Origin of the sequence: Candidatus Blastococcus massiliensis AP3 (assembly GCF_000582785.1) — a bacterium.
Taxonomy (GTDB): domain Bacteria; phylum Actinomycetota; class Actinomycetes; order Mycobacteriales; family Geodermatophilaceae; genus Blastococcus; species Blastococcus massiliensis.
The window spans coordinates 329,607-348,004 of record NZ_HG931173.1 but is presented as its reverse complement, the minus strand read 5'-3'; the positions used below and the strand labels follow the sequence as shown (position 1 = coordinate 348,004).

Annotated in this window: 21 protein-coding genes; 6 read left to right on the top strand and 15 right to left on the bottom strand. The window is 72.7% G+C overall.

Annotated features, from left to right (window positions below; translation table 11 throughout):
* Nucleotides 1-6: 6 nt before the first annotated feature.
* The 3 genes from BN344_RS01685 to lpdA form a co-directional block, all read right to left on the bottom strand.
* Nucleotides 7-906, bottom strand: coding sequence for a TIGR01777 family oxidoreductase (locus tag BN344_RS01685; protein ID WP_040336774.1), 900 nt, complete (start codon nucleotides 904-906; stop codon nucleotides 7-9).
* 90 nt (nucleotides 907-996) lie between these two features.
* Nucleotides 997-2,862 (bottom strand): 2-oxoglutarate dehydrogenase, E2 component, dihydrolipoamide succinyltransferase, encoded by a 1,866-nt coding sequence (gene sucB, locus BN344_RS01680; RefSeq protein ID WP_040336773.1) that lies wholly within the window; start codon nucleotides 2,860-2,862, stop codon nucleotides 997-999.
* A gap of 47 nt (nucleotides 2,863-2,909) precedes the next feature.
* Complete coding sequence (lpdA, locus tag BN344_RS01675; protein WP_040336772.1) at nucleotides 2,910-4,289, bottom strand: dihydrolipoyl dehydrogenase; 1,380 nt, start codon at nucleotides 4,287-4,289, stop codon at nucleotides 2,910-2,912.
* A 165-nt stretch (nucleotides 4,290-4,454) separates the two neighbouring features.
* On the opposite strand from lpdA, the gene BN344_RS01670 reads away from it, so the two are divergent.
* Nucleotides 4,455-4,814 (top strand): hypothetical protein, encoded by a 360-nt coding sequence (locus BN344_RS01670; RefSeq protein WP_040336771.1) that lies wholly within the window; start codon nucleotides 4,455-4,457, stop codon nucleotides 4,812-4,814.
* A gap of 101 nt (nucleotides 4,815-4,915) precedes the next feature.
* Here the strand turns inward: BN344_RS01670 and BN344_RS01665 are convergent, their stop codons facing one another.
* Nucleotides 4,916-6,427, bottom strand: a complete 1,512-nt coding sequence (locus BN344_RS01665; RefSeq protein WP_040336770.1) for a leucyl aminopeptidase — start codon at nucleotides 6,425-6,427, stop codon at nucleotides 4,916-4,918.
* A gap of 36 nt (nucleotides 6,428-6,463) precedes the next feature.
* On the opposite strand from BN344_RS01665, the gene gcvT reads away from it, so the two are divergent.
* Nucleotides 6,464-7,582 carry a glycine cleavage system aminomethyltransferase GcvT gene (gene gcvT, locus BN344_RS01660; RefSeq protein WP_040336769.1) on the top strand — a complete coding sequence of 373 codons (1,119 nt, stop codon included), beginning with the start codon at nucleotides 6,464-6,466 and terminating at the stop codon, nucleotides 7,580-7,582.
* 4 nt (nucleotides 7,583-7,586) lie between these two features.
* Here the strand turns inward: gcvT and BN344_RS01655 are convergent, their stop codons facing one another.
* The 4 genes from BN344_RS01655 to BN344_RS01640 form a co-directional block, all read right to left on the bottom strand.
* On the bottom strand, nucleotides 7,587-8,726 hold the full coding sequence (locus tag BN344_RS01655; protein WP_040336768.1) for a YihY/virulence factor BrkB family protein: 1,140 nt from the start codon (nucleotides 8,724-8,726) through the stop codon (nucleotides 7,587-7,589).
* Between the two features lie 95 nt (nucleotides 8,727-8,821).
* Nucleotides 8,822-9,094, bottom strand: a complete 273-nt coding sequence (locus BN344_RS01650; protein WP_040336767.1) for a DUF4235 domain-containing protein — start codon at nucleotides 9,092-9,094, stop codon at nucleotides 8,822-8,824.
* A complete protein-coding gene (locus tag BN344_RS01645) occupies nucleotides 9,091-9,366 on the bottom strand; it encodes a DUF3618 domain-containing protein (protein ID WP_040336766.1) in 276 nt (91 codons plus the stop codon). Before BN344_RS01645 ends, BN344_RS01650 begins: the two co-directional genes overlap by 4 nt.
* Entirely contained in the window at nucleotides 9,363-9,815 is a 453-nt protein-coding gene (locus BN344_RS01640; protein ID WP_040336765.1) for a phage holin family protein, read from the bottom strand. Before BN344_RS01640 ends, BN344_RS01645 begins: the two co-directional genes overlap by 4 nt.
* A 106-nt stretch (nucleotides 9,816-9,921) precedes the next feature.
* Here BN344_RS01640 and BN344_RS01635 point away from each other — a divergent pair, with 106 nt between their 5' ends.
* Nucleotides 9,922-10,134, top strand: a complete 213-nt coding sequence (locus BN344_RS01635) for a hypothetical protein (protein ID WP_040336764.1) — start codon at nucleotides 9,922-9,924, stop codon at nucleotides 10,132-10,134.
* A 41-nt stretch (nucleotides 10,135-10,175) separates the two neighbouring features.
* On the opposite strand, the gene BN344_RS01630 is transcribed toward BN344_RS01635, so the two are convergent.
* The 3 genes from BN344_RS01630 to BN344_RS01620 are packed head-to-tail and all read right to left on the bottom strand — an operon-like array spanning nucleotide 10,176 to nucleotide 12,623.
* Nucleotides 10,176-11,165, bottom strand: a complete 990-nt coding sequence (locus tag BN344_RS01630) for an aldo/keto reductase family protein (RefSeq protein ID WP_040336763.1) — start codon at nucleotides 11,163-11,165, stop codon at nucleotides 10,176-10,178.
* Nucleotides 11,166-11,176: 11 nt separating this feature from the next.
* The gene (locus tag BN344_RS01625) at nucleotides 11,177-11,959 is read right to left on the bottom strand and encodes an MBL fold metallo-hydrolase (protein WP_040336762.1); all 783 of its coding nucleotides are present in this window, start codon (nucleotides 11,957-11,959) and stop codon (nucleotides 11,177-11,179) included.
* A 43-nt stretch (nucleotides 11,960-12,002) separates the two neighbouring features.
* Nucleotides 12,003-12,623 carry a DUF3043 domain-containing protein gene (locus BN344_RS01620; RefSeq protein ID WP_040336761.1) on the bottom strand — a complete coding sequence of 207 codons (621 nt, stop codon included), beginning with the start codon at nucleotides 12,621-12,623 and terminating at the stop codon, nucleotides 12,003-12,005.
* Between the two features lie 141 nt (nucleotides 12,624-12,764).
* Between BN344_RS01620 and BN344_RS01615 the strand changes: the two genes are divergently transcribed.
* Nucleotides 12,765-13,136 (top strand): HesB/IscA family protein, encoded by a 372-nt coding sequence (locus tag BN344_RS01615; RefSeq protein WP_040337768.1) that lies wholly within the window; start codon nucleotides 12,765-12,767, stop codon nucleotides 13,134-13,136.
* 74 nt (nucleotides 13,137-13,210) lie between these two features.
* On the opposite strand, the gene asnB is transcribed toward BN344_RS01615, so the two are convergent.
* Genes asnB through BN344_RS01600 form a run of 3 tightly spaced genes read right to left on the bottom strand, consistent with a single transcriptional unit; the run spans nucleotide 13,211 to nucleotide 15,900 of the window.
* The gene (asnB, locus tag BN344_RS01610) at nucleotides 13,211-15,160 is read right to left on the bottom strand and encodes an asparagine synthase (glutamine-hydrolyzing) (protein WP_040336760.1); all 1,950 of its coding nucleotides are present in this window, start codon (nucleotides 15,158-15,160) and stop codon (nucleotides 13,211-13,213) included.
* Between the two features lie 40 nt (nucleotides 15,161-15,200).
* Complete coding sequence (locus BN344_RS01605) at nucleotides 15,201-15,545, bottom strand: DUF3817 domain-containing protein (protein WP_051515411.1); 345 nt, start codon at nucleotides 15,543-15,545, stop codon at nucleotides 15,201-15,203.
* The gene (locus BN344_RS01600) at nucleotides 15,535-15,900 is read right to left on the bottom strand and encodes a metalloprotease (protein WP_040336759.1); all 366 of its coding nucleotides are present in this window, start codon (nucleotides 15,898-15,900) and stop codon (nucleotides 15,535-15,537) included. The genes BN344_RS01605 and BN344_RS01600 overlap by 11 nt, the downstream gene beginning before the upstream one ends.
* Before the next feature lie 231 nt (nucleotides 15,901-16,131).
* On the opposite strand from BN344_RS01600, the gene ctaC reads away from it, so the two are divergent.
* Complete coding sequence (gene ctaC, locus BN344_RS01595; RefSeq protein WP_040336758.1) at nucleotides 16,132-17,022, top strand: aa3-type cytochrome oxidase subunit II; 891 nt, start codon at nucleotides 16,132-16,134, stop codon at nucleotides 17,020-17,022.
* Nucleotides 17,023-17,073: 51 nt separating this feature from the next.
* Nucleotides 17,074-17,478, top strand: a complete 405-nt coding sequence (locus tag BN344_RS01590; RefSeq protein WP_040336757.1) for a cytochrome c oxidase subunit 4 — start codon at nucleotides 17,074-17,076, stop codon at nucleotides 17,476-17,478.
* Nucleotides 17,479-17,561: 83 nt separating this feature from the next.
* Here the strand turns inward: BN344_RS01590 and BN344_RS01585 are convergent, their stop codons facing one another.
* Nucleotides 17,562-18,311 carry a GNAT family N-acetyltransferase gene (locus BN344_RS01585; RefSeq protein WP_040336756.1) on the bottom strand — a complete coding sequence of 250 codons (750 nt, stop codon included), beginning with the start codon at nucleotides 18,309-18,311 and terminating at the stop codon, nucleotides 17,562-17,564.
* Between the last annotated feature and the right edge of the window lie 87 nt (nucleotides 18,312-18,398).

Below are 18,398 nucleotides of genomic sequence, written 5' to 3'. Positions count from 1 at the left end.
GCCGGGTCAGGTCAGGGCGGCGCGCAGCGCGCTGTCGAGATCGGTGTGCGTGAACCGGTAGCCGGCGGCCTGGAGCTTGGTCGGCACGGCGCGCTGCCCGGCCAGCGCACCGACCTGGGCGAACTCGCCCAGCACCAACCGGAGCGCGAAGCCGGGCACCACGAGCTTCGCCGGACGGCGAACCGCGCGCCCCAGCGCGAGGGTGAACTCGGCGTTGGTCACCGGGTGGGGTGCGGTCAGGTTGACCGGGCCGCTCACCGAGCTGGTGAGCAGGAAGCGGATCGCGTCCAGCTCGTCCTGCTGGCTGATCCACGGGACGTACTGCCGGCCGTCGCCGAGTCGTCCCCCCAGGCCGAGCCGGAAGATCGGCAGCATGCGGGCCAGCAGCCCGCCCTTCCCGAGGACCAACCCGGTGCGGAGGGTGACCACCCGGACGCCGGCCTCGGCCGCGGGGCCCGTCGCCGCCTCCCAGTCCGTGCAGACACGGGCCAGGAAGTCCTGGCCGGCCGGGTCGTCCTCGTCCACGACCCGATCACCGGTGTCGCCGTACCAGCCGACCGCTGACGCGTTGAGCAGGACGCGCGGCCGGGAAGGGTCCTCGGCGGCGGCTGCGGCCAGCGCGCGGCTGAGCGTCGCGGTCGTCTCCACCCTGCTGGTGAGCACGGCGCGCTTGTGCTTGGCGTTCCACCGGCGGTCGCCGACCCCGACGCCGGACAGGTTCACGACCGCGTCGACGTCCTGCAGGATCGCCGGGTCGATGCGGTGCACCTGGGGGTCCCACCGGTGCTCGTCGGTGGTGCGTGGCGTGCGGCGGACGAGCCGCAGGACCTCGTGGCCGTCGGCGCGCAGCGCGGGCACGAGTTCACTGCCGATCATCCCGGAAGCGCCGGACACGGCGACCTTCACGAGCTACCTCCCTCGATCCCCCTTGGAACGCGATCCCCCCGGAACGCGACCGAGGCCTCGGCGGATGCCGAGGCCCCGGTCGAGGTGCTGTCAGGACAGCCCGAGCTCGCCCTCGAACTGACCGGCCTCGAGCCGCTCCTTCACGGTGGTGAGGAAGCGGGCGGCGTCCGCCCCGTCGACGATGCGGTGGTCGTAGGTCAGGGCCAGGTAGACCATCGACCGGACGGCGATGACCTCGCCGAGCTCGGCGTCCTCGACGACGACGGGGCGCTTCACGACCGACCCGACGCCGAGGATCGCCACCTGCGGCTGGTTGATGATCGGCGTGTCGAACAGGGCGCCGCGGCTGCCGGTGTTGGTCAGCGTGAAGGTGCCGCCGCCCAGCTCGTCCGGGGTGACCTTGTTCGACCGGGTCCGGTCCGCCAGGTCCGCGATCTTGCGGGCGAAACCACCGAGGCCGAGGTCGCCGGCGTCGTGGATGACCGGCACCAGCAGGCCCCGGTCGGTGTCGACCGCGACGCCGAGGTTCTCGGCGTCGTGGTACGTGACGGTGCCGGCCTCCTGGTCGATGGACGAGTTCACCGACGGGTGCGCCTTGAGCGCCTCGACGGCCGCCTTCGCGAAGAACGGCAGGAACGACAGCTTGACGCCCTCGCGGGCCTCGAACTCGCCCTTCACCTGCTGGCGCAGCTGCGCGATGCGGGTGACGTCGGCCTCGACGACCGTCGTCAGCTGCGCGCTGATCTGCAGCGACTCCACCATGCGCTTGGCGATGACCGTCCGGAGCCGGGACATCTTCTCGGTGCGCCCGCGCATGGAGGTGTCGGGCATCGCGGCCGGCGACGGCGTGCGGGCGCCACCGCCGGCGGCGGCGGGAGCGGCCGGGGCCTTCGCGGATGCCTTCTCGGCCGCGGCGAGGACGTCCTGCTTGCGGATCCGGCCACCGACACCGCTGCCGGAGAGGCTGCCGAGGTCGACGCCCTTCTCCGCGGCCAGGCGGCGCACCAGCGGCGTCACGTAGCTGCCGGCGTCACCACCGCCGTCACCGGACTGCTGGCCGGCCGGTGCCTGAGGAGCGACCTGCGGCGGCGGCGCGGACGTCGGCGACTGGCTGGGCTGGGCCCCGCTGGCGCCGTAGTCGCCACCGGGCTGGCTGGTGGCGGGGGCGGCGGGCTTGGCCGCCGGAGCGGCCTGGGGCTTCTCCTCGGCAGGGGCCTCCTGCTTCGGGGCCTCCTGCTTGGGGGCCTCCTGCTTCGGGGCTTCCTGCGCGGGTGCGGGCGCCGAGCCGCCGCCGGCCGCTCCGATGACGGCCAGCTGCGCACCCACGTCGACGGTCTCGTCCTCGTCGACCGTGATCTCCAGCAGCGTTCCGCTCACCGGCGACGGGATCTCGGTGTCGACCTTGTCGGTGGACACCTCGAGCAGCGGCTCGTCGACGGTGACCTCGTCGCCCACGGCCTTGAGCCAGCGGGTGACGGTGCCCTCGGTGACGCTCTCGCCGAGCGCCGGCATGGTCACCGGGGTGCCCTCGCCGCCGCCACCACCGGAACCACCGGACGGCGCGGCCGGCTGCTCCTCCTGCTCGGGCGCGGCCGGCTGCTCGTCGGCGTCGCCGGGGCCTGCGTCCTCGACCTGCTGCTCGGGGGTCTGGCCGGTGTCGGCGTCCTCGGCGGAGGCGGGGGGCGCGGCCTCGTCGCCGCCGCCGGCACCACCGTCGCCGTCGCCACCGATGACGGCCAGCTCGGCGCCGACGTCGACGGTCTCGTCCTCGGCGACGAGGATCTTGGTCAGCACACCCGCGGCGGGAGAGGGGATCTCGGTGTCGACCTTGTCGGTCGACACCTCGAGGAGGGGCTCGTCGACCTCGACCTGCTCACCCTCCTGCTTGAGCCATCGGGTGACCGTGCCCTCGGTGACGCTCTCGCCCAGGGCGGGCATGGTGACGGACGTCGGCATCGGGGCGGGACTCCTTCGTGGCGCTGGGCAGGGAAAGGGGGTGCGGGTCAGCCGTGCACGTGCAGCGGCTTGCCGGCGAGAGCCAGGTGGGCCTCGCCCAGCGCCTCGCTCTGCGTCGGGTGGGGGTGGATGAGGCTGGCGACGTCGTCGGCCTCGGCCTCCCAGTTGTAGATCAGCTGCGCCTCGGCGATGAGCTCGCCGACCCGGCTGCCGACCATGTGGATGCCGACGACCGGGCCGTCGGGGGCCTGGATGAGCTTCACCGCGCCGGTCGTCTTGAGGATCTGGCTGCGGCCGTTGCCGGCGAGGTCGTAGGTGAGGGTCGTGACCTCGCCGTACCGCTCCTTGGCCTGGGCCTCGGTGAGCCCGACCGAGGCGACCTCGGGGTCGGAGTAGGTGATCCGCGGGACGCCGGCGTAGTCGATCGGCGCCGGGTTCAGCCCGGCCACCTTCTCGGCGACGAGGATGCCTTCGCCGAAGCCGACGTGGGCCAGCTGCAGGGTCGGGATGAGGTCACCGACGGCGGAGACGGTCGGCACGTTGGTCGAGCAGTACTCGTCGACGAGGACGTAGCCGCGGTCCATCTGCACGCCGGCCTCCTCGTAGCCCAGGCCCTCGCTGACCGGGCCGCGGCCGACGGCGACGAGCAGCAGCTCGGCCTCGATCTCCTTGCCGTTCTCCAGCGAGACCTTGACGCCGTTCTCCGTGTTCTGGACGCCGGAGAAGCGGCTGCCCAGCTCGAAGCCGATCTTGCGACGGCGGAACGCGCGCTCCAGCAGCTTCGAGGCGGCCTCGTCCTCGAGCGGGACGAGGTGGGGGAGGGCCTCGATGATCGTCACGTCGACGCCGAAGGACTTCCAGGCGCTGGCGAACTCACAGCCGATGACACCGCCGCCCAGGATGATCGCCGACGCCGGCACCCGGTCGAGGTTCAGCGCGTGGTCGCTGGTGATGACCTTCGTGCCGTCGACCTCCAGGCCGGGCAGGCTGCGGGCGTAGGAGCCGGTGGCGAGCAGGATGTGCTTGCCCTCGTAGGTCTGGCCGTTCACCTCGACCGTGGTCGGGGAGGTCAGCCGCCCCTCGCCCTCGACGTAGGTGATCTTGCGGGCCTTCACCAGGCCCTGCAGGCCCTTGTAGAGCTTGGCGACGACGCCGTCCTTGTAGCTGTTGACGCCGTCCATGTCGATGCCGGCCAGTGACGTCTTGACGCCGAACTGCTCGCCCTCGCGGGCGAGGTCGGCGACCTCGCCGGCGTGCAGCAGGGCCTTGGTCGGGATGCAGCCGCGGTGCAGGCAGGTGCCGCCGACCTTGTCCTTCTCGATGAGGACGACGTTCAGGCCGAGCTCCGAGGCCCGGAACGCCGCGGCGTAGCCACCCGAGCCACCGCCGAGGATGACCAGGTCGGCGGGGGAGGTGGGTGCGCTCACGTGTGCTGCTCCTCTGTTGCGGTGGCTGGCCGCGCTCGAGCGGGCGGGGCCTCGGGTCCATCCTGCCACTCCGGGAACGACCCGGCCCGGAGCGCCGTTGCCTTCCCGAGCGCGCCGGTGATCACGAGCGCGTCAGGGCGAGGGACGGACGACGGGAGAGAGGCCATGGGGCTGTTCGACCGACTGCGCGGCCGGCGCCGGCGTGGCCCGGCACGAGGGCGCGACGACGGCCGGAGGAGCACCCTCGACCGTGGGTCGCAGCGCGCGGACCTGTCCCACCTGGAGCAGTTCGTCGGCTCGCGTCGCGGCGTCGAGGGCTACGTCGAGCCGCGGACGGCGGTCACCGAGACCACGATCGTGCTGGTGGCGGCCGACGGTGAGTGGACCCGCAGGCGCATCGACGGCCCCGACGTCGCCCGGAAGCTCTCCCGCGACCTGGCGATCCCCGTCTACGACGCGCAGGTCACCGGCTACCCCCAGCGCATGCGCGACTGGTCGTCCCGCCAGAGGCAGAACCGGCTGTAGACCTCCACCGTGGCGCGTCCTCCCTCACCGTGGCGCGTCCTCCCTCACGGTCTGCCCCGAGGTAGGACGCGCCATGATCAGGTTCCCTGATCCCAGCCGGCTCAGTCGGCGATGAGGGCTTCGATGGTGGCGAGCAGGGTGCGCACGGGGACGCCGGTGCCGCCCTTGGGCGTGTAGCCCCAGGCGCCCTTCGTGTTGTAGCCCGGACCCGCGATGTCGATGTGCGCCCAGGGCAGGCCGTCCGGCACGAACTCCTTGAGGAAGTGCCCGCCGACGAGCATGCCGCCGAGCCGGTCGGCATTGGCGTTGACGAAGTCGGCCACGGAGGAGTCCAGGCCGCGCCGCAGCTCGGGCGGCAGCGGCATCGGCCACATGCTCTCGCCGCTGCGCTTGGAGGCGGCGACGACGGCGTCGCGCAGGTCGTCGGAGCCCATGACCCCGGAGGTGCGGGCGCCGAGCGCGACGGTCTGCGCGCCGGTGAGGGTCGAGGTCTCCAGCAGCGCGTCGGGCTGGTCCTCGGCCGCGCGGGCGATGGCGTCGGCCAGGACGACCCGGCCCTCGGCGTCGGTGTTGGTGATCTCGGCCTTCTTGCCGTTGCGGAACGTGACGACGTCGGCGGGGCGGTAGGCGGCGCCGCCCGGCATGTTCTCGGCGATGGGGACGGTGGCGGTGACCTCGACGGGCAGGCCGAGCTGGGCCACGAGGCACACGGTGGCGATCACGGCCGCGGCGCCGGCCATGTCGCTCTTCATGTCCTCCATCTTCGCGGCGGGCTTGATCGAGATCCCGCCGGTGTCGAAGGTGATGCCCTTGCCGACCAGCGCGATCTTCTTCCGCGCGCCGGCGCCGGTGTAGGTCAGCCGCAGCAGCCGCGGCTTGCGGGTGGAGCCGGAGCCGACGGCGAGGATGCCGCCGTAACCGCCGGCGGCCAGCGCGTCCTCGTCGAGGATCTCGGCGGCCAGCCCCAGCTTCTCGCCGGCGGCCGCGCCGCGGGCGGCCAGCTCGGCGGGGAAGAGGTCGTTCGGCGGGGTGTTCACCAGGTCGCGCACGAGGAACACCGCGTCGGCGACCGCCCGCACCCGGCGCAGCGCGGTCTCGGCCTCCGCGGCACCGGGGACGACGACGGTGATCTCCTGCGGCGGCACCGGCCGGTTCGAGGGCAGGTCGGACTTGTACGCGGTGAACTCGTAGGCGCCGAGCAGGGCGCCCTCGCCGACGGCGTGCAGCCGCTCGGCGTCCGGGGCGCCACCGACGGCGGCCAGCAGGGTCACCACGGAACGGCGGCCGGTCAGCGCCCGGCTGGCCGCACCGGCGGCGCGGCGCACCTGCTCGGGGGTGTAGCTGCCCGCGGCGTCGGGGGCACCGAGGCCGACGACGGCCACGACGGGGTAGGGGCCGTTGCCGAAGGACGGCAGGCGGGTGACCTCGTCCTCGCCACCCCGGGCGCCGAGGTCGGCGAGGGCGCTGAACAGCCGGCCGCCCAGCAGCCGGTCGACCGCCTCGGCCCCGGGCGTGGGCAGCGGCCCGTCGGGGCCCTTGCCGACCGCGACGACGACGGCGTCGGCGGTGAGCTGCTCGAGGGACTGGTCGGTGGCGGTGATCGTCGGCGGCACGCTCGCATCCTAGGAGCGCCCGATACGTTGGGCCGCGTGAGCCCGCTGACCTCGCCTCTCCACGACCGGCACGTCGCCGCCGGCGCCAAGCTCGCCGACTTCGGGGGCTGGTCCATGCCGATCGAGTACGCCGGCGGGGGAGTGCTCGCCGAGCACACCGCCGTCCGGGAGGGCGTCGGGCTGTTCGACGTCTCCCACCTGGGCACCGGCACGGTGCGCGGCCCCGGGGCGGCGGCGTTCGTCGACTCCTGCCTGACCAACGACCTGTCGCGCATCGGACCGGGACAGGCCCAGTACACGCTGTGCTGCCTGCCCGACGGCGATCCGCGGGCCGGGGGAGTGGTCGACGACCTGATCGTCTACCTGCACGGTCCCGACGACGTGCTGCTGGTGCCCAACGCCGCGAACGCCGCCGACGTGCTCGGCCGGCTGGCCGCGGAGGCGCCGGCGGGGGTCGCCGTGGAGAACCGGCACGAGGAGGTCGCCGTCCTCGCGGTCCAGGGCCCCCGCTCCCTGCAGGTGCTGGAGCTGCTCGGGCTGCCCGGCGAGCTCTCCTACATGTCGTTCGTGACCGGCGCCGGCGCCGGCGGCGCGGAGGTCACCGTCTGCCGCACCGGATACACCGGTGAGCACGGCTACGAGCTGCTCGTCGCCGCGGAGCGGGCCGGCGAGCTGTGGGACGCGCTGCTGGAGGCGGGGCAGGACCTCGGTGTCCGTCCCTGCGGCCTGGGCGCCCGGGACACGCTGCGCACCGAGATGGGCTACCCGTTGCACGGCCACGAGCTGTCGCTGGACATCACGCCGGTCCAGGCGAGGGCCGGCTGGGCCGTCGGCTGGAAGAAGCCCGCGTTCTGGGGCCGCGAGGCGCTGCTGGCCGAGCGCGAGGCCGGCCCGGCCCGGCTGCTGTGGGGCCTGAAGGCCACCGGCCGTGGCATCCCGCGGGCGGGCATGGCGGTGCTCGACGCGGCCGGCGAGCCTGTGGGCGAGACCACCAGCGGCACGTTCTCCCCGACGCTGAAGACGGGGATCGCCCTGGCGCTGCTCGACTCCGGAGCCGGGATCGAGCAGGGCGCGGAGCTCGCCGTCGACGTCCGGGGACGCCCGCAGGTGGTCGAGGTCGTCAAGCCGCCGTTCGTGCCCTCGCACGTCCGCTGATCGTTCAGCCCGCGTTCTTGCGGGTGGGGTCGTCGTCGCCCTTCTCCGGCTCGGCCTTCTCGGGCAGCGTGTCCGCCTTCACCGCGCCGCGCAGCCCCATCGGCTGGGGGTCGCCGTCGGTGGTGTCGAGGCCCGTCTGGTGCTCGGCCTCCGAGTTGATCTCCGCCCCCAGCAGCACCAGGTAGCAGGTCAGGTACAGCCACAGCATCAGCACGATCACGCCCGCGATGGCGCCGTAGGTCTCGTTGTAGGACCCGAAGTTGTTGACGTAGAAGGTGAAGCCGAGGCTGACCAGGGCCCAGACGAGGGTCACCACGACCGACCCCAGGCTCACCCACCGGAATCGCGGGGCGTCGCGGTCCGGGGCGACCCGGTACAGCACGGCGAGCGAACCCGCGACGACGACGAGCAGGCCGGCCCAGCGGGCGATCTCGGCCAGCACGGTGCCCACGGCGCCCAGGGCGAGCGCGTCGAGGACCACCGGCAGCACGGCGATCAGGCCGATGGTCACCACGACGAAGACGATCGCGCCGACGGTGAGCACCACGGACAGCGCGCGCAGCTTCGCGAAGTTGCGGGTCTCGACCTCGTCGTAGGCGATGTTCACCGCCTTGACCATGTTGTTGACGCCACCCGAGGCGGTCCAGAGCGCCGCGACGGTCGACACGACCAGGCCCCACGTCAGCGCCCCGCCGGCGTCGGTGATGGCGGTGACCTGCTCGGTGATCAGCTCACGAGCAGCGTCGGGCAGCCCGCTCGTGAATTCCGCGACCTGCTCCGCCGCCTGCTCGCGGCTGACGATCAGCCCGTAGATGGAGATCATTGCGATCAGCGCGGGGAAGATCGACAGGAAGGCGAAGAAGGCCACGCCGCCGGCGATGATCGGCATGTTGTCGGCGTTGTGCTCGGCCCATGCGCGCTTCACGATCTGCTTCCAGCCGCGTGCGGGGATCGCGGTCGGCGACGCGGCGTCGATCCCCGGGAGCTGGTCGCCCGCGGGAGCGCCTGCCGGGAGCCGGTGGGGATCAGCCGCGGGCTCGCCGTCGGAGGCGGCCTTCGCCGCGGCCGCCCGGCGGGCGGCCTTCTCCTCGACCCGCTGGCGGATGCGGTCGACGGAGCTCTCGCGCGGCCTCGTGCCGGTCATGAGAGCTCCTTCGCGATGCGGGATGGACCGTGGTCGGCCCTCCTGCAGGGGCCCGCCGCGAGCCTGCGAGCGGTGGGGGGCAGGAGGGTCCTTCTTCAGTCGCCGGGCCAGGAACCGGTCAGCTTGGTGAAGCCCTGGGCGCCGGCGCGGTCGATGGCTGCCTTCGTCGCCGCGAAGATCGCACCCTGGATGGCGGCGGCGAGCACGACCTCCTTCATCCCGTACTCGCTCTGCAGCGCGCCCGGCGCGTCGTCCTCGTTCGCGATCGCCTTCCACAACTGCTTGAAGACGATCCCGCTCAGGGTTCCGGCAACGATGCCGCCGATCAGGCCGATCGGCCGGTAGGCGAGCTTGGCTCCCTTGCTCAACGCTTCCTCCTCGCGTTCGCGCGCCTGCGGCGCAGCACGATGAATCCGACCACGAGGCCGACCAGGGCGACACCGGCACCGATCACCGCGGGCGGGCTCTCACGGTAGGTCTCGACGGCGGTGTCCTTGGTGCGGGCCACCCGTTCGCGGGTACGCGCCGGCACGTCGAGCCGGTTGCTGAGCTCGTCGACGGTCCGGCTCAGCTGTTGCCGGGTCGCGTCGATCTCCGCCTTCAGCGCGTCGACGTCGCCGCTGCCGTCCGGCGCGCTCACCGGGAGAGTCCCTTCTTGACCGTCGCGATGTCGGCCTGGACGCCGGCGATCGCCTGCGTCGGCACCGGCGGGCTGCCCTTCTCCACGTCCTTCTTCCCGACCAGCGCCAGGACACCGGCCACCGCCAGGAGGACGACGGCGACCACCAGTGCGGCCAGCCACGACGGCAGCACCAGGTCCAGGGCGAGCACGGCGGCGGCGACGAGGACGGCGAGGCCGAGGAAGGCGAACAGGCCGGCACCGCCGAACAGCCCGGCGCCGACGCCCAGGCGCTTGGCCTTCTGGGTGACCTCGGCCTGGGCCAGCCGGGCCTCGTCGCGGACCAGTCGGCTGATCTGCTCGGTGAGCTGGGTGACCAGCTGTCCGGTCGAGGCGTCGGCCGGATCGGCCGGGCGCGCGTCGGCGCGGGTGGCCCCCGTGGTCGAGGGTGGTGGGGCAGCTGCGGTCATGGGTGTCCTCCGCTCGCACTCAGTCGAGGGGGCCATGCCCGGGCGACCGCCGCGGTAACCCGGATGTCGATCACGTCACCGCATCGGTGCGCACTAGCCTGCGTGCATGAGCTGGCACTGGCGCCTGGAGGACCCGGCCGGAGCGGTCGTCGATCCGTCGTCCCTGGGGGTGGAGATCCCGGACGCGGACAACCAGGGCGACGCGGAGTCGTGGCTGGGGGAGAACTGGCGCGACCTGCTGGACCGGGGCGTCGCCACGGTGACCCTCTTCGAGGGCGACCGGGAGGTCTACGGCCCGATGGGCCTGGCGGCCTCCTGAACCGATTGGGGAAGCCGCCAGGCACCACATCAGGTGCCGCGTCAGGCGCCGCGCTGGACCTTGGCGGGGTCGCGCTCGACGACGTCGCCCAGCACCTCGTCGATCCGGGCGAGGACGTCGGCCTCGAGCGTCACGCCTGCGGCCTTGACGTTGTCCTCGACCTGCTCCGGCCGGCTGGCGCCGATGATCGCCGCTGCGACGTTGGGGTTCTGCAGCACCCACGCGACGGCGAGCTGGGCCATGGACAGCCCGAGATCGGCCGCGATCGGGACGAGGTCCTGGACGCGGGTGAGGAGCTCCTCGTTCCGGAGGAACCGCTTCATCGACCCACCGGCCTCGGCGTGGCCACCGCGCGAGTCCGGCGGCGGCTGCTGACCCGGCAGGTACTTCCCGGTCAGGATGCCCTGGGCCAGCGGTGACCAGACGATCTGCGACAGGCCGTGCTGCTCGGACGTCGGCACGACCTCGTCCTCGATCACCCGCCAGAGCATCGAGTACTGCGGCTGGTTGCTGATCAGCTGGATGCCGAGCTCGCGGGCGAGCTCCGCGCCGGCGGCGATCTCCTCGGCGTTCCACTCCGAGACGCCGATGTAGAGCACCTTGCCCTGCCGCACCAGGTCGGCGAAGGCGGTCATCGTCTCCTCGAGCGGGACCGTGGAGTCGTATCGGTGTGCCTGGTAGAGGTCGACGTAGTCGGTCTGCAGCCGCTGCAGCGAGGCGGTGCAACTCTCCATGATGTGCTTGCGGGACAGTCCGCGGTCGTTCCGCCCGGGGCCGGTGGGCCAGTAGACCTTGGTGAAGATCTCGAGCCCTTCCCGGCGCTGGCCGGCCAGTGCCCGGCCGAGCACGGACTCGGCCTTCGTCCCGGCATAGACGTCGGCGGTGTCGAAGGTCGTGATGCCGGCGTCGAGGGCCGCGCGCACGCAGGCGTGGGCGGCGTCCTCCTCGACCTGGCTGCCATGGGTGAGCCAGTTGCCGAAGGCGATCTCGGAGATGGTCAGGCCGGAGCGGCCGAGGCGTCGGAATTCCACGTCCGCCGACGTTAGGCCCCCACCTGCAGTTCCGCTCCGTCGGGGAGCAGCCGGGCACCGTGCGCCGCCAGCCGCCCGGCCAGGACGCCGGCCGGGGGGTTGTGGTGGCTCAGGTGCACGGCGACCACGGCGGTGTCCTCGGTGACGGCACCGACGGCCCGCAGCCGGTCCACCTGGACGGGGAAGGTGGCCAGGTCGAGGTGGCAGGTGCCGTGGTCGAGCTTCTCGCCGAAGGTCTGCTCGAGCAGCACGACGTCGAAGGAGGCCCCGCGCACCGCCTCGACGGCCGCCTCGGGCAGCGGACCGGTGTCGGTGGCGTAGAGCAGCCGCCCGCCTCCCGGGGAGGTCAGGTCGTAGAGGACGGCGGGGATCTCGTGCTCGGCCGGCAGTACCCGGACCTCGTAGTCCCTGCGCCGCAGAGGACGGCCCGGCTCCGCCACCACCAGCTCCACCGGGGCGTCGGGTGCGAGCCACGGACGGCAGGTCTCCAGCGCGTCGGCCGGGCCGACGATCGTCAGCGGGTCGTCCGGGCGCGCCCAGTGCCGCCACAGCAGCCCGAAGGGGGCGCAGTGGTCGGGGTGGCTGTGCGTGATGAGCACCGTGTGCACGCCGGCCAGCGAGAGCCCGTCCGGGGGCAGGGCGGGGGAGAGGTCGAGCAGCACACCGCCGTCGACCAGGACGGAGGTCTGCCGCCGCGTCACGCCGTTCGTGCGCGCGTCGGAGCAGGATCGGCAGGAGCACCACGGGTTCGGCCAGCCGTCGGCCGCGCCGGTGCCGAGGAGGGTGACCCGCATCAGCCGAGCCGCACGTTCGCCACCGGGTGCTCCGGCCGGTTCCTCAGACGTCGGCGCCGAGGGGGACCTCGGGCTTCGGGAAGCGCCAGCGGCGGATCATCGTCGCCCGGCTGATGCCGTACCAGACGGCGCCGCGGGTCTTCTCGGTCCCGTCGGGGAACCGCTCGGCCAGCTTCCGCTTGATCTTCCGGCTGAGCACGACCGAGTCGACGATCAGCAGGGCGAAGAAGCTGAACAGCAGCAGGCTCGCGTACCCGCGCAGCACCTGGTTCGGCGCGAAGGTGCCCACGAGGGCGACACCGGCGATGACCAGGAACCAGCTCCCGACGTTGCGCCGCGAGTCGACGACGTCGCGCACCGTCCGGCGGACCGGGCCGCGGTCACGCGCCGGCAGGAACGACTCGTCGCCGCGTGCGGCCGCCTGCCGCGCGCCGGCCCGGCGCGACGCCTGCTGCTCGCGCATGCGGCGGTAGGCCTCCTTGCGCGTGGTGGGCGGCGGCGGGAGAGGCCCCGGACGGCGTCCCTGGGCCTCGCTGCGCTTCGGGGTGGGACGGCCCTTGCCGGCGGCCTTCAGCTGCTGGTCCGTGAGGTCGGACGAGGCGTCCGGGGTGCCGGGGTCGGTCGTCTCGGCGGCGTCGCGGCGGCCGGGCAGGCGGAGCTTCACAGGGCGGGAGTCTACGTCGACCGTGGTCGGGCCTCGGGAATCGCGCGTCGGCGCCGTACAGTGGAAGAAGCTCCGCCACGGCGGCGTTGGTCCGCCGCAGATGGTGCGCAGCGGACACCTCGGATGCAGGAGGACACGGACATGACGGTGCAGGACACCACGACTCTCGACGGTGGCGCGGCCGGATCCACGGGCGTGCTGCTCAGCGACCCGGCGGCGGCCAAGGTCAAGGCGCTGCTGGACCAGGAGGGGCGCGACGACCTGCGTCTGCGCATCGCCGTCCAGCCCGGTGGTTGCTCCGGGCTGCGCTACCAGCTCTTCTTCGACGAGCGGTTCCTCGACGGCGACCAGACCTACGAGTTCGGTGGGGTGGAGGTCATCGTCGACCGGATGAGCGGCCCCTACCTCGGTGGCGCCACCATCGACTTCGTCGACTCGATCGAGAAGCAGGGCTTCACGATCGACAACCCCAACGCTGGCAGCTCCTGCGCCTGCGGGGACTCGTTCAGCTGAACAAGGGCCCCGTTCTCCTCTGAGCGGGGCAGACGACGAAGGCCCGGCCCCCGCGGGGGACCGGGCCTTCGTCGTCAGAGCCGGACGGGGTAGACCGGCTCGGGGATGTCGGGGGTGATCCGGTCCTCGACGAAGATCCCGTGCCAGACCATGAAGACCAGCACCTCCCACACCTGACGGGCCGTGCGCTTGCTGGGCACGTCGGCCTCGCGCAGCCGCTCGAGCAGGGTGAGCACGTGCGCGCGGTCGAGCCACTCGTCGGTCTGGCTGTCCTTGACGATGTCCTGCGCCCAGTCGTGCAGCGGGCCGGCGAGGAAGTCCGCCGTCGGTACCGGGAAACCGAGCTTGCGACGGTTCATGATCCTCGGCGGGACGATCTGCTTCATCGCCTGGCGGAGCGCGTACTTGGTGGCCTTCTCCCTGGCTCCCGGGCCCTTCCGGGGGGTCCGCATGTCCAGCGGCAGCGTGCTGGCCAGCGCGAAGACCTCGGCGTCCAGGAAGGGCACCCGCAGCTCGAGCGAGTTGGCCATGGTCACCTTGTCGGCCTTGACCAGGATGTCGCCGCGCAGCCAGGTGAACAGGTCGACGTACTGCATGGCGGTCACGTCGTCGTAGCCCGCCTCGCGGGTGCGCCGGTAGAGCGCCTCGGTGACCTGGACGTGCGAGAGGTCCGGGTCGCGGCCGGGCAGCAGCTGCGCCAGTTCGTCGGCGTTGAGGTTGCGCGCGTTGCCGTAGTAGCGCTCCTCCAGCGGGATGGACGCCCGGCGGAGCAGGTCCTGGCCGCGCACCCCCTCGGGCATCAGCCGCGACAGCCGCGCCATGGCCCGGCGTCCCGCGGCAGGAAGCTTCTCCGCCCAGGCCAGGCTGAGCGGCTCCCGGTAGATGGTGTAGCCGCCGAAGAGCTCGTCGGCGCCCTCCCCGGAGAGCACGACCTTGACGTGCTTGCGGGCCTCGCGGGCGACGAAGTACAGCGGCACGAGCGCAGGATCGGCGACCGGGTCGTCGAGGTACCAGACGACGGTGGGGATCGCCTCGGCGAACTGCTCGGCGGTCACCTCGACCGGGACGTGCCGGACGCCGAGGACCGCCGCCGACTCGGCGGCGATCTCCACCTCGGAGGTCGCCTCCCGCTGGAACCCGACGGTGAAGGTGACCAGGTCCGGGTTGTACCGGTGGGCCAGCGCGGCGATCGCGGTGGAGTCGATCCCGCTGGACAGGAAGGCCCCGACGGTGACGTCGGCGCGCATGTGCTTGGCGACCGAGTCGTCGAGCACCCCCGCGATGCGGTCGAACAGCGCCTGCTCGCCGCCCGGTGGGACCGGCTGCGGACGGAAGTGCGGGTGGAACCAGCGCTTCGTGTGCAGCTCGCCGTCGGCGACCGTGAACGTCGTCCCGCTCTCGATCCGCCGGATGCCGCGGTGCAAGGTCGCCGGCTCGGGCACGTACTGCAGGGTCAGGTAGTGCTGCAGGGAGGCGGGGTCGACCCCGCCGGCCCCGGCGCTGCCGCCCAGCAGCTCGAGCAGGGCCTTCTTCTCCGACGAGAACGCCAGGGCACCGTCGGCGAGGCGGGCGGTGAACAGGGGCTTGATGCCGAAGGCGTCCCGGGCCCCGAACGCCGTCCCGGTCTGCGTGTCCCAGATGACGAAGGCGAACATCCCGCGCAGCCGGGGGACGACGTCCTCGCCCCACAGGTGGTAGCCGGCGACGATCGCCTCGGTGTCGCCCTCGGTGGCGAAGGTCGCGCCGGCGGCCTTCAGCTCCTCGCGCAGCTCCAGGTAGTTGTAGATCTCGCCGTTGAAGACGATCCGGTAGCGCCCCTCGGCGTAGGGCATCGGCTGGTGGCTGTGCTCGATGTCGATGAACGACAGCCGGTTGAAGCCGAAGACGGCCCGGTCGTCCCACCAGGCCTCGTTCTCGTCCGGACCGCGGTGGCGCATGCAGTGCTGGGCCTCGCGCACCGCCGTCACGGTGGCGTCGTCCACCCGGTTGGCGTCGGTCGAGAAGTAGGCGAGCAGGCCGCACATGGGGAGGGGCTCCGGAGGGTCGGGGAAGGGTGAGCCGGCGTCAGACCCGCACGCCGGCGCGGGTCTTCGCCGTCGCCCGGCGCTCGGCGAAGAAGGACAGCACCGGGACGGTGCCGGCGATCACGGTCAGCGCGAAGCCCTTGAGCGTCCACTTCGCGCGCAGCGCCAGGTCGACCGTGGCGAGGAAGAAGAGTCCGTAGAGCCAGCCGTGGGCGGTGCCGAGGACCTTCGACGGCCCCGGGACGTCGGCCAGGTGGTTCAGCGGGACGGCGACGAAGAAGAGCGCGACGAGCAGGACGCCGACGACCGTCGCCATGACCCGGTAGCGGGTGAGCGCCGGGGGGATCTCCCGGCCGGGGAGCTGTGCGGTCTGCTCAGCGGCCATGACTGCTCCGTTGTCCGAGGGCCCGCTCGTTGAGCTCGGCGAGATAGGCGTTGTACGCGGCCAGCTCCGGGTCACCCGTGGTGTCGATCCGCGGCCGCTGGTAGAGGACGACGGCGTTGCCCGGATGGTCCGCGTCCGGGTCGCGCCGCAGCTCGTCACGCGCCATGCGCACGTAGAACCACAGACCCATCAGGCCGTAGAGCGGCCACTGCAGGGCGTAGCTCCAGTTGACCGCGCCACCGCCGGCCTCGGCCTTGGTCAGCTGCCAGTAGCCGAGGAACCAGGTGGCGACGAACAGCGCGGCGACCACGAGGTGCCCGAGCACCCACTTCGGGGTCAGCAGCCGGTACCACACGTCCCGACTCTAACCGGCCCGCTGCGAGAGACCCCGTGGTCCGCGGGCGTGATGGTCCACACCGGCGGCGACCCGCCGGGAAGCCCTCTCCGGTGGCCGGCCGCCGAGCGCCGTCGGCTAGTCTCGCCTCACACTGTGATCGGCGTGGACGCCGTCTGCCGAAACCGGCCGACGGCCCGCTGGAAGGACCGTCCCGGGCGCTCCGGACGGAGGACGAGGAGGCAGCGAGCAGTGGCTCGAGGCAGCAGGCTCGCGCGGCTGGCCGCGCTCGGTCTCCTGGGGGTGTCGACCCTCACCGGGTGCGACATGCCCAACAACGAGTTCTGGCGGTTCGGCTGGCCGGAGGGCATCACCGACCAGTCGCAGTCGATGCGGGAGCTGTGGACCGGTTCGGTCATCGCGGCGCTCGTCGTCGGCGTCGCCGTGTGGGGCCTCATCGGTTACTCGATGGTCGCCCACCGGAAGCGCAGCGACGAGCTGCCCCGGCAGACGGCGTACAACCTCCCGCTGGAGATCGCGTACACGATCGCGCCCTTCCTGATCATCGCGGGCCTGTTCTTCTTCACCGTCGTCGTGCAGAACGAGGTGCAGGAGCGCAGCGACGACCCCGACGAGACGATCGCGGTCAACGCCTTCAAGTGGAACTGGCAGTTCGTCTACCCGGAGACGGAGGACGAGAACGGCGACCCCGTGAACACGGTGGGCAGCAGCACCGAGATCCCGGTCCTGGTCCTGCCCACCGACCGGACGATCCGCTTCGAGGTCGCCTCGGCCGACGTCATCCACTCGTTCTGGGTGCCGGAGTTCCTCTTCAAGCTCGACGTCATCCCGGGCAACGAGAACGGCCGCGACAACGTCTTCGAGGTGACCGTCCGCGAGGAGGGTGCCTACGTGGGCCGCTGTGCCGAGCTCTGCGGCACCTACCACGCGTACATGAACTTCGAGGTGCGCGCGGTGTCCGGTGACGACTACGACGCCTACCTCGCAGCGCGCGAGGGCGGTCTGAACACCTACGACGCGCTCGCCGAGATCGGGCAGCCCGGAGCGGCGACGACGACGACGCCGCTGGAGCTGTTCCAGGACAAGAACGCCAACCAGCAGCAGGCCGGCAACGATGGCTGACCGGGCTCGGTCCGCACGCTGCTCCGCCACGACGCCCGAGGAGGTACGACCGTGAAGGTCGAGGCGCTGATCTTCAACATCATCGCGTTCTTCTGCGTCGCGGCCGCCGTGGTCTACGGAGTCTGGGCCAGGGAGCCGATCGGCACGACCGCGCTGGCCCTCTCGGCCGGCCTCACCGGCATGATCGGCGCGTTCTTCTGGTTCGTGTCGCGGCGCATCGAGGCCCGTCCCGAGGACCGCAAGGACGCCGTGATGGCCGACGGCGCCGGCGAGCTCGGGTTCTTCAGCCCGGCGAGCTACTGGCCCTTCGGCGTGGCCATCTGCATCGCCATCACGGCTCTGGGCCTGGCCTTCTGGTACTTCTGGCTGATCGCGCTCGGAGGGGTCTTCCTCCTCGTCGCGGTCGGCGGCCTGCTCTTCGAGTACTACGTGGGCCAGAACGCCGTCCAGAGCTGACCTCCGGCGCCTCCGAGGGCTCCTCCCGCCATGGCGGGAGGAGCCCTCGCGCGTCGTGGCCGGACAGCCGGCCCCGGAGTCGTTCAGGCCCGGCGGCGGTAGTGGTAGCGGTGGTGCTCGATGAAGCCGGCCCGTCGGTACAGCGCCCGGGCCGCGGTGTTGCCGGCCGTCACCTGCAGGTGGACCGAGTGGGCACCGTGCCCGGCCGCCCAGCGGGTCAGGGCCGCCATCAGCGCCGTCGCCAGGCCGCGACGGCGGTGCTCCTCGGCGACGGCGACCGCGGCCACCCCCAGCCAGCCGTCCGTGAGGACGCCCCGGGCGATCGCGACCGGGGGAGCCGGGGCGGGTTCCGGCCGGACCGACGCGAACACGACGTCCGTCCCGCTGGTCAGGACCCCCAGGGCGCCCGGGGGAGGCGGTCCGCCCGGAAGCCCGTAGCGGGCCAGCCAGCCCACGTCGGGCGCGGACAGCAGCTCCACCGGCACGTCCGGCTCCCCGGAGGCCGGGAGGGGGGCGGTGAGGACCAGGACGGGCTCGTCGCGCACCCAGCCGGCCGCGGCGAAGGCGGCGTCGGCCGGGCGGGCCTGCACCCCCGGCAGCATGGCCCGAGGCGACAGCCCGCGATCGTCGTACCAGCGCGCGACGGCGTCGACGGCCTCCGGCAGCGGCAGCGCCGGATCGCCCACGACGAGGGCGGAGTTGGCCCGGCGGGTGACGCCGTGCCCGGTCCTCAGCAGCCAGTCGCCGAGCCGTTCCTGCTCGACGCCCCTCCAGCCGCGGGCCGCGAGGAGCTGGAGTTCGACGACGCCCAGCGGTGAGCGCTGCTGTCCCATGCCGCCATCCTGCTGGTCGGCCGGTGCCTCGCCGCCAGAGCCCCCGGATGCAGCAGGTCGCCGGATGCAGCTGGGCCCCGGTGGAGA

Excerpts from the sequence above, each read along its gene's own strand:
- sucB (WP_040336773.1), bottom strand. The coding sequence starts at position 2,862 with ATGCCGACGTCCGTCACCATGCCCGCCCTGGGCGAGAGCGTCACCGAG.
- BN344_RS01670 (WP_040336771.1), top strand. The coding sequence starts at position 4,455 with ATGGGGCTGTTCGACCGACTGCGCGGCCGGCGCCGGCGTGGCCCGGCA.
- BN344_RS01655 (WP_040336768.1), bottom strand. The coding sequence starts at position 8,726 with ATGACCGGCACGAGGCCGCGCGAGAGCTCCGTCGACCGCATCCGCCAG.
- BN344_RS01640 (WP_040336765.1), bottom strand. The coding sequence starts at position 9,815 with ATGACCGCAGCTGCCCCACCACCCTCGACCACGGGGGCCACCCGCGCC.
- BN344_RS01635 (WP_040336764.1), top strand. The coding sequence starts at position 9,922 with ATGAGCTGGCACTGGCGCCTGGAGGACCCGGCCGGAGCGGTCGTCGAT.
- BN344_RS01625 (WP_040336762.1), bottom strand. The coding sequence starts at position 11,959 with ATGCGGGTCACCCTCCTCGGCACCGGCGCGGCCGACGGCTGGCCGAAC.
- BN344_RS01615 (WP_040337768.1), top strand. The coding sequence starts at position 12,765 with ATGACGGTGCAGGACACCACGACTCTCGACGGTGGCGCGGCCGGATCC.
- asnB (WP_040336760.1), bottom strand. The coding sequence starts at position 15,160 with ATGTGCGGCCTGCTCGCCTACTTCTCGACCGACGCCAACCGGGTGGAC.
- BN344_RS01605 (WP_051515411.1), bottom strand. The coding sequence starts at position 15,545 with ATGGCCGCTGAGCAGACCGCACAGCTCCCCGGCCGGGAGATCCCCCCG.
- BN344_RS01585 (WP_040336756.1), bottom strand. The coding sequence starts at position 18,311 with ATGGGACAGCAGCGCTCACCGCTGGGCGTCGTCGAACTCCAGCTCCTC.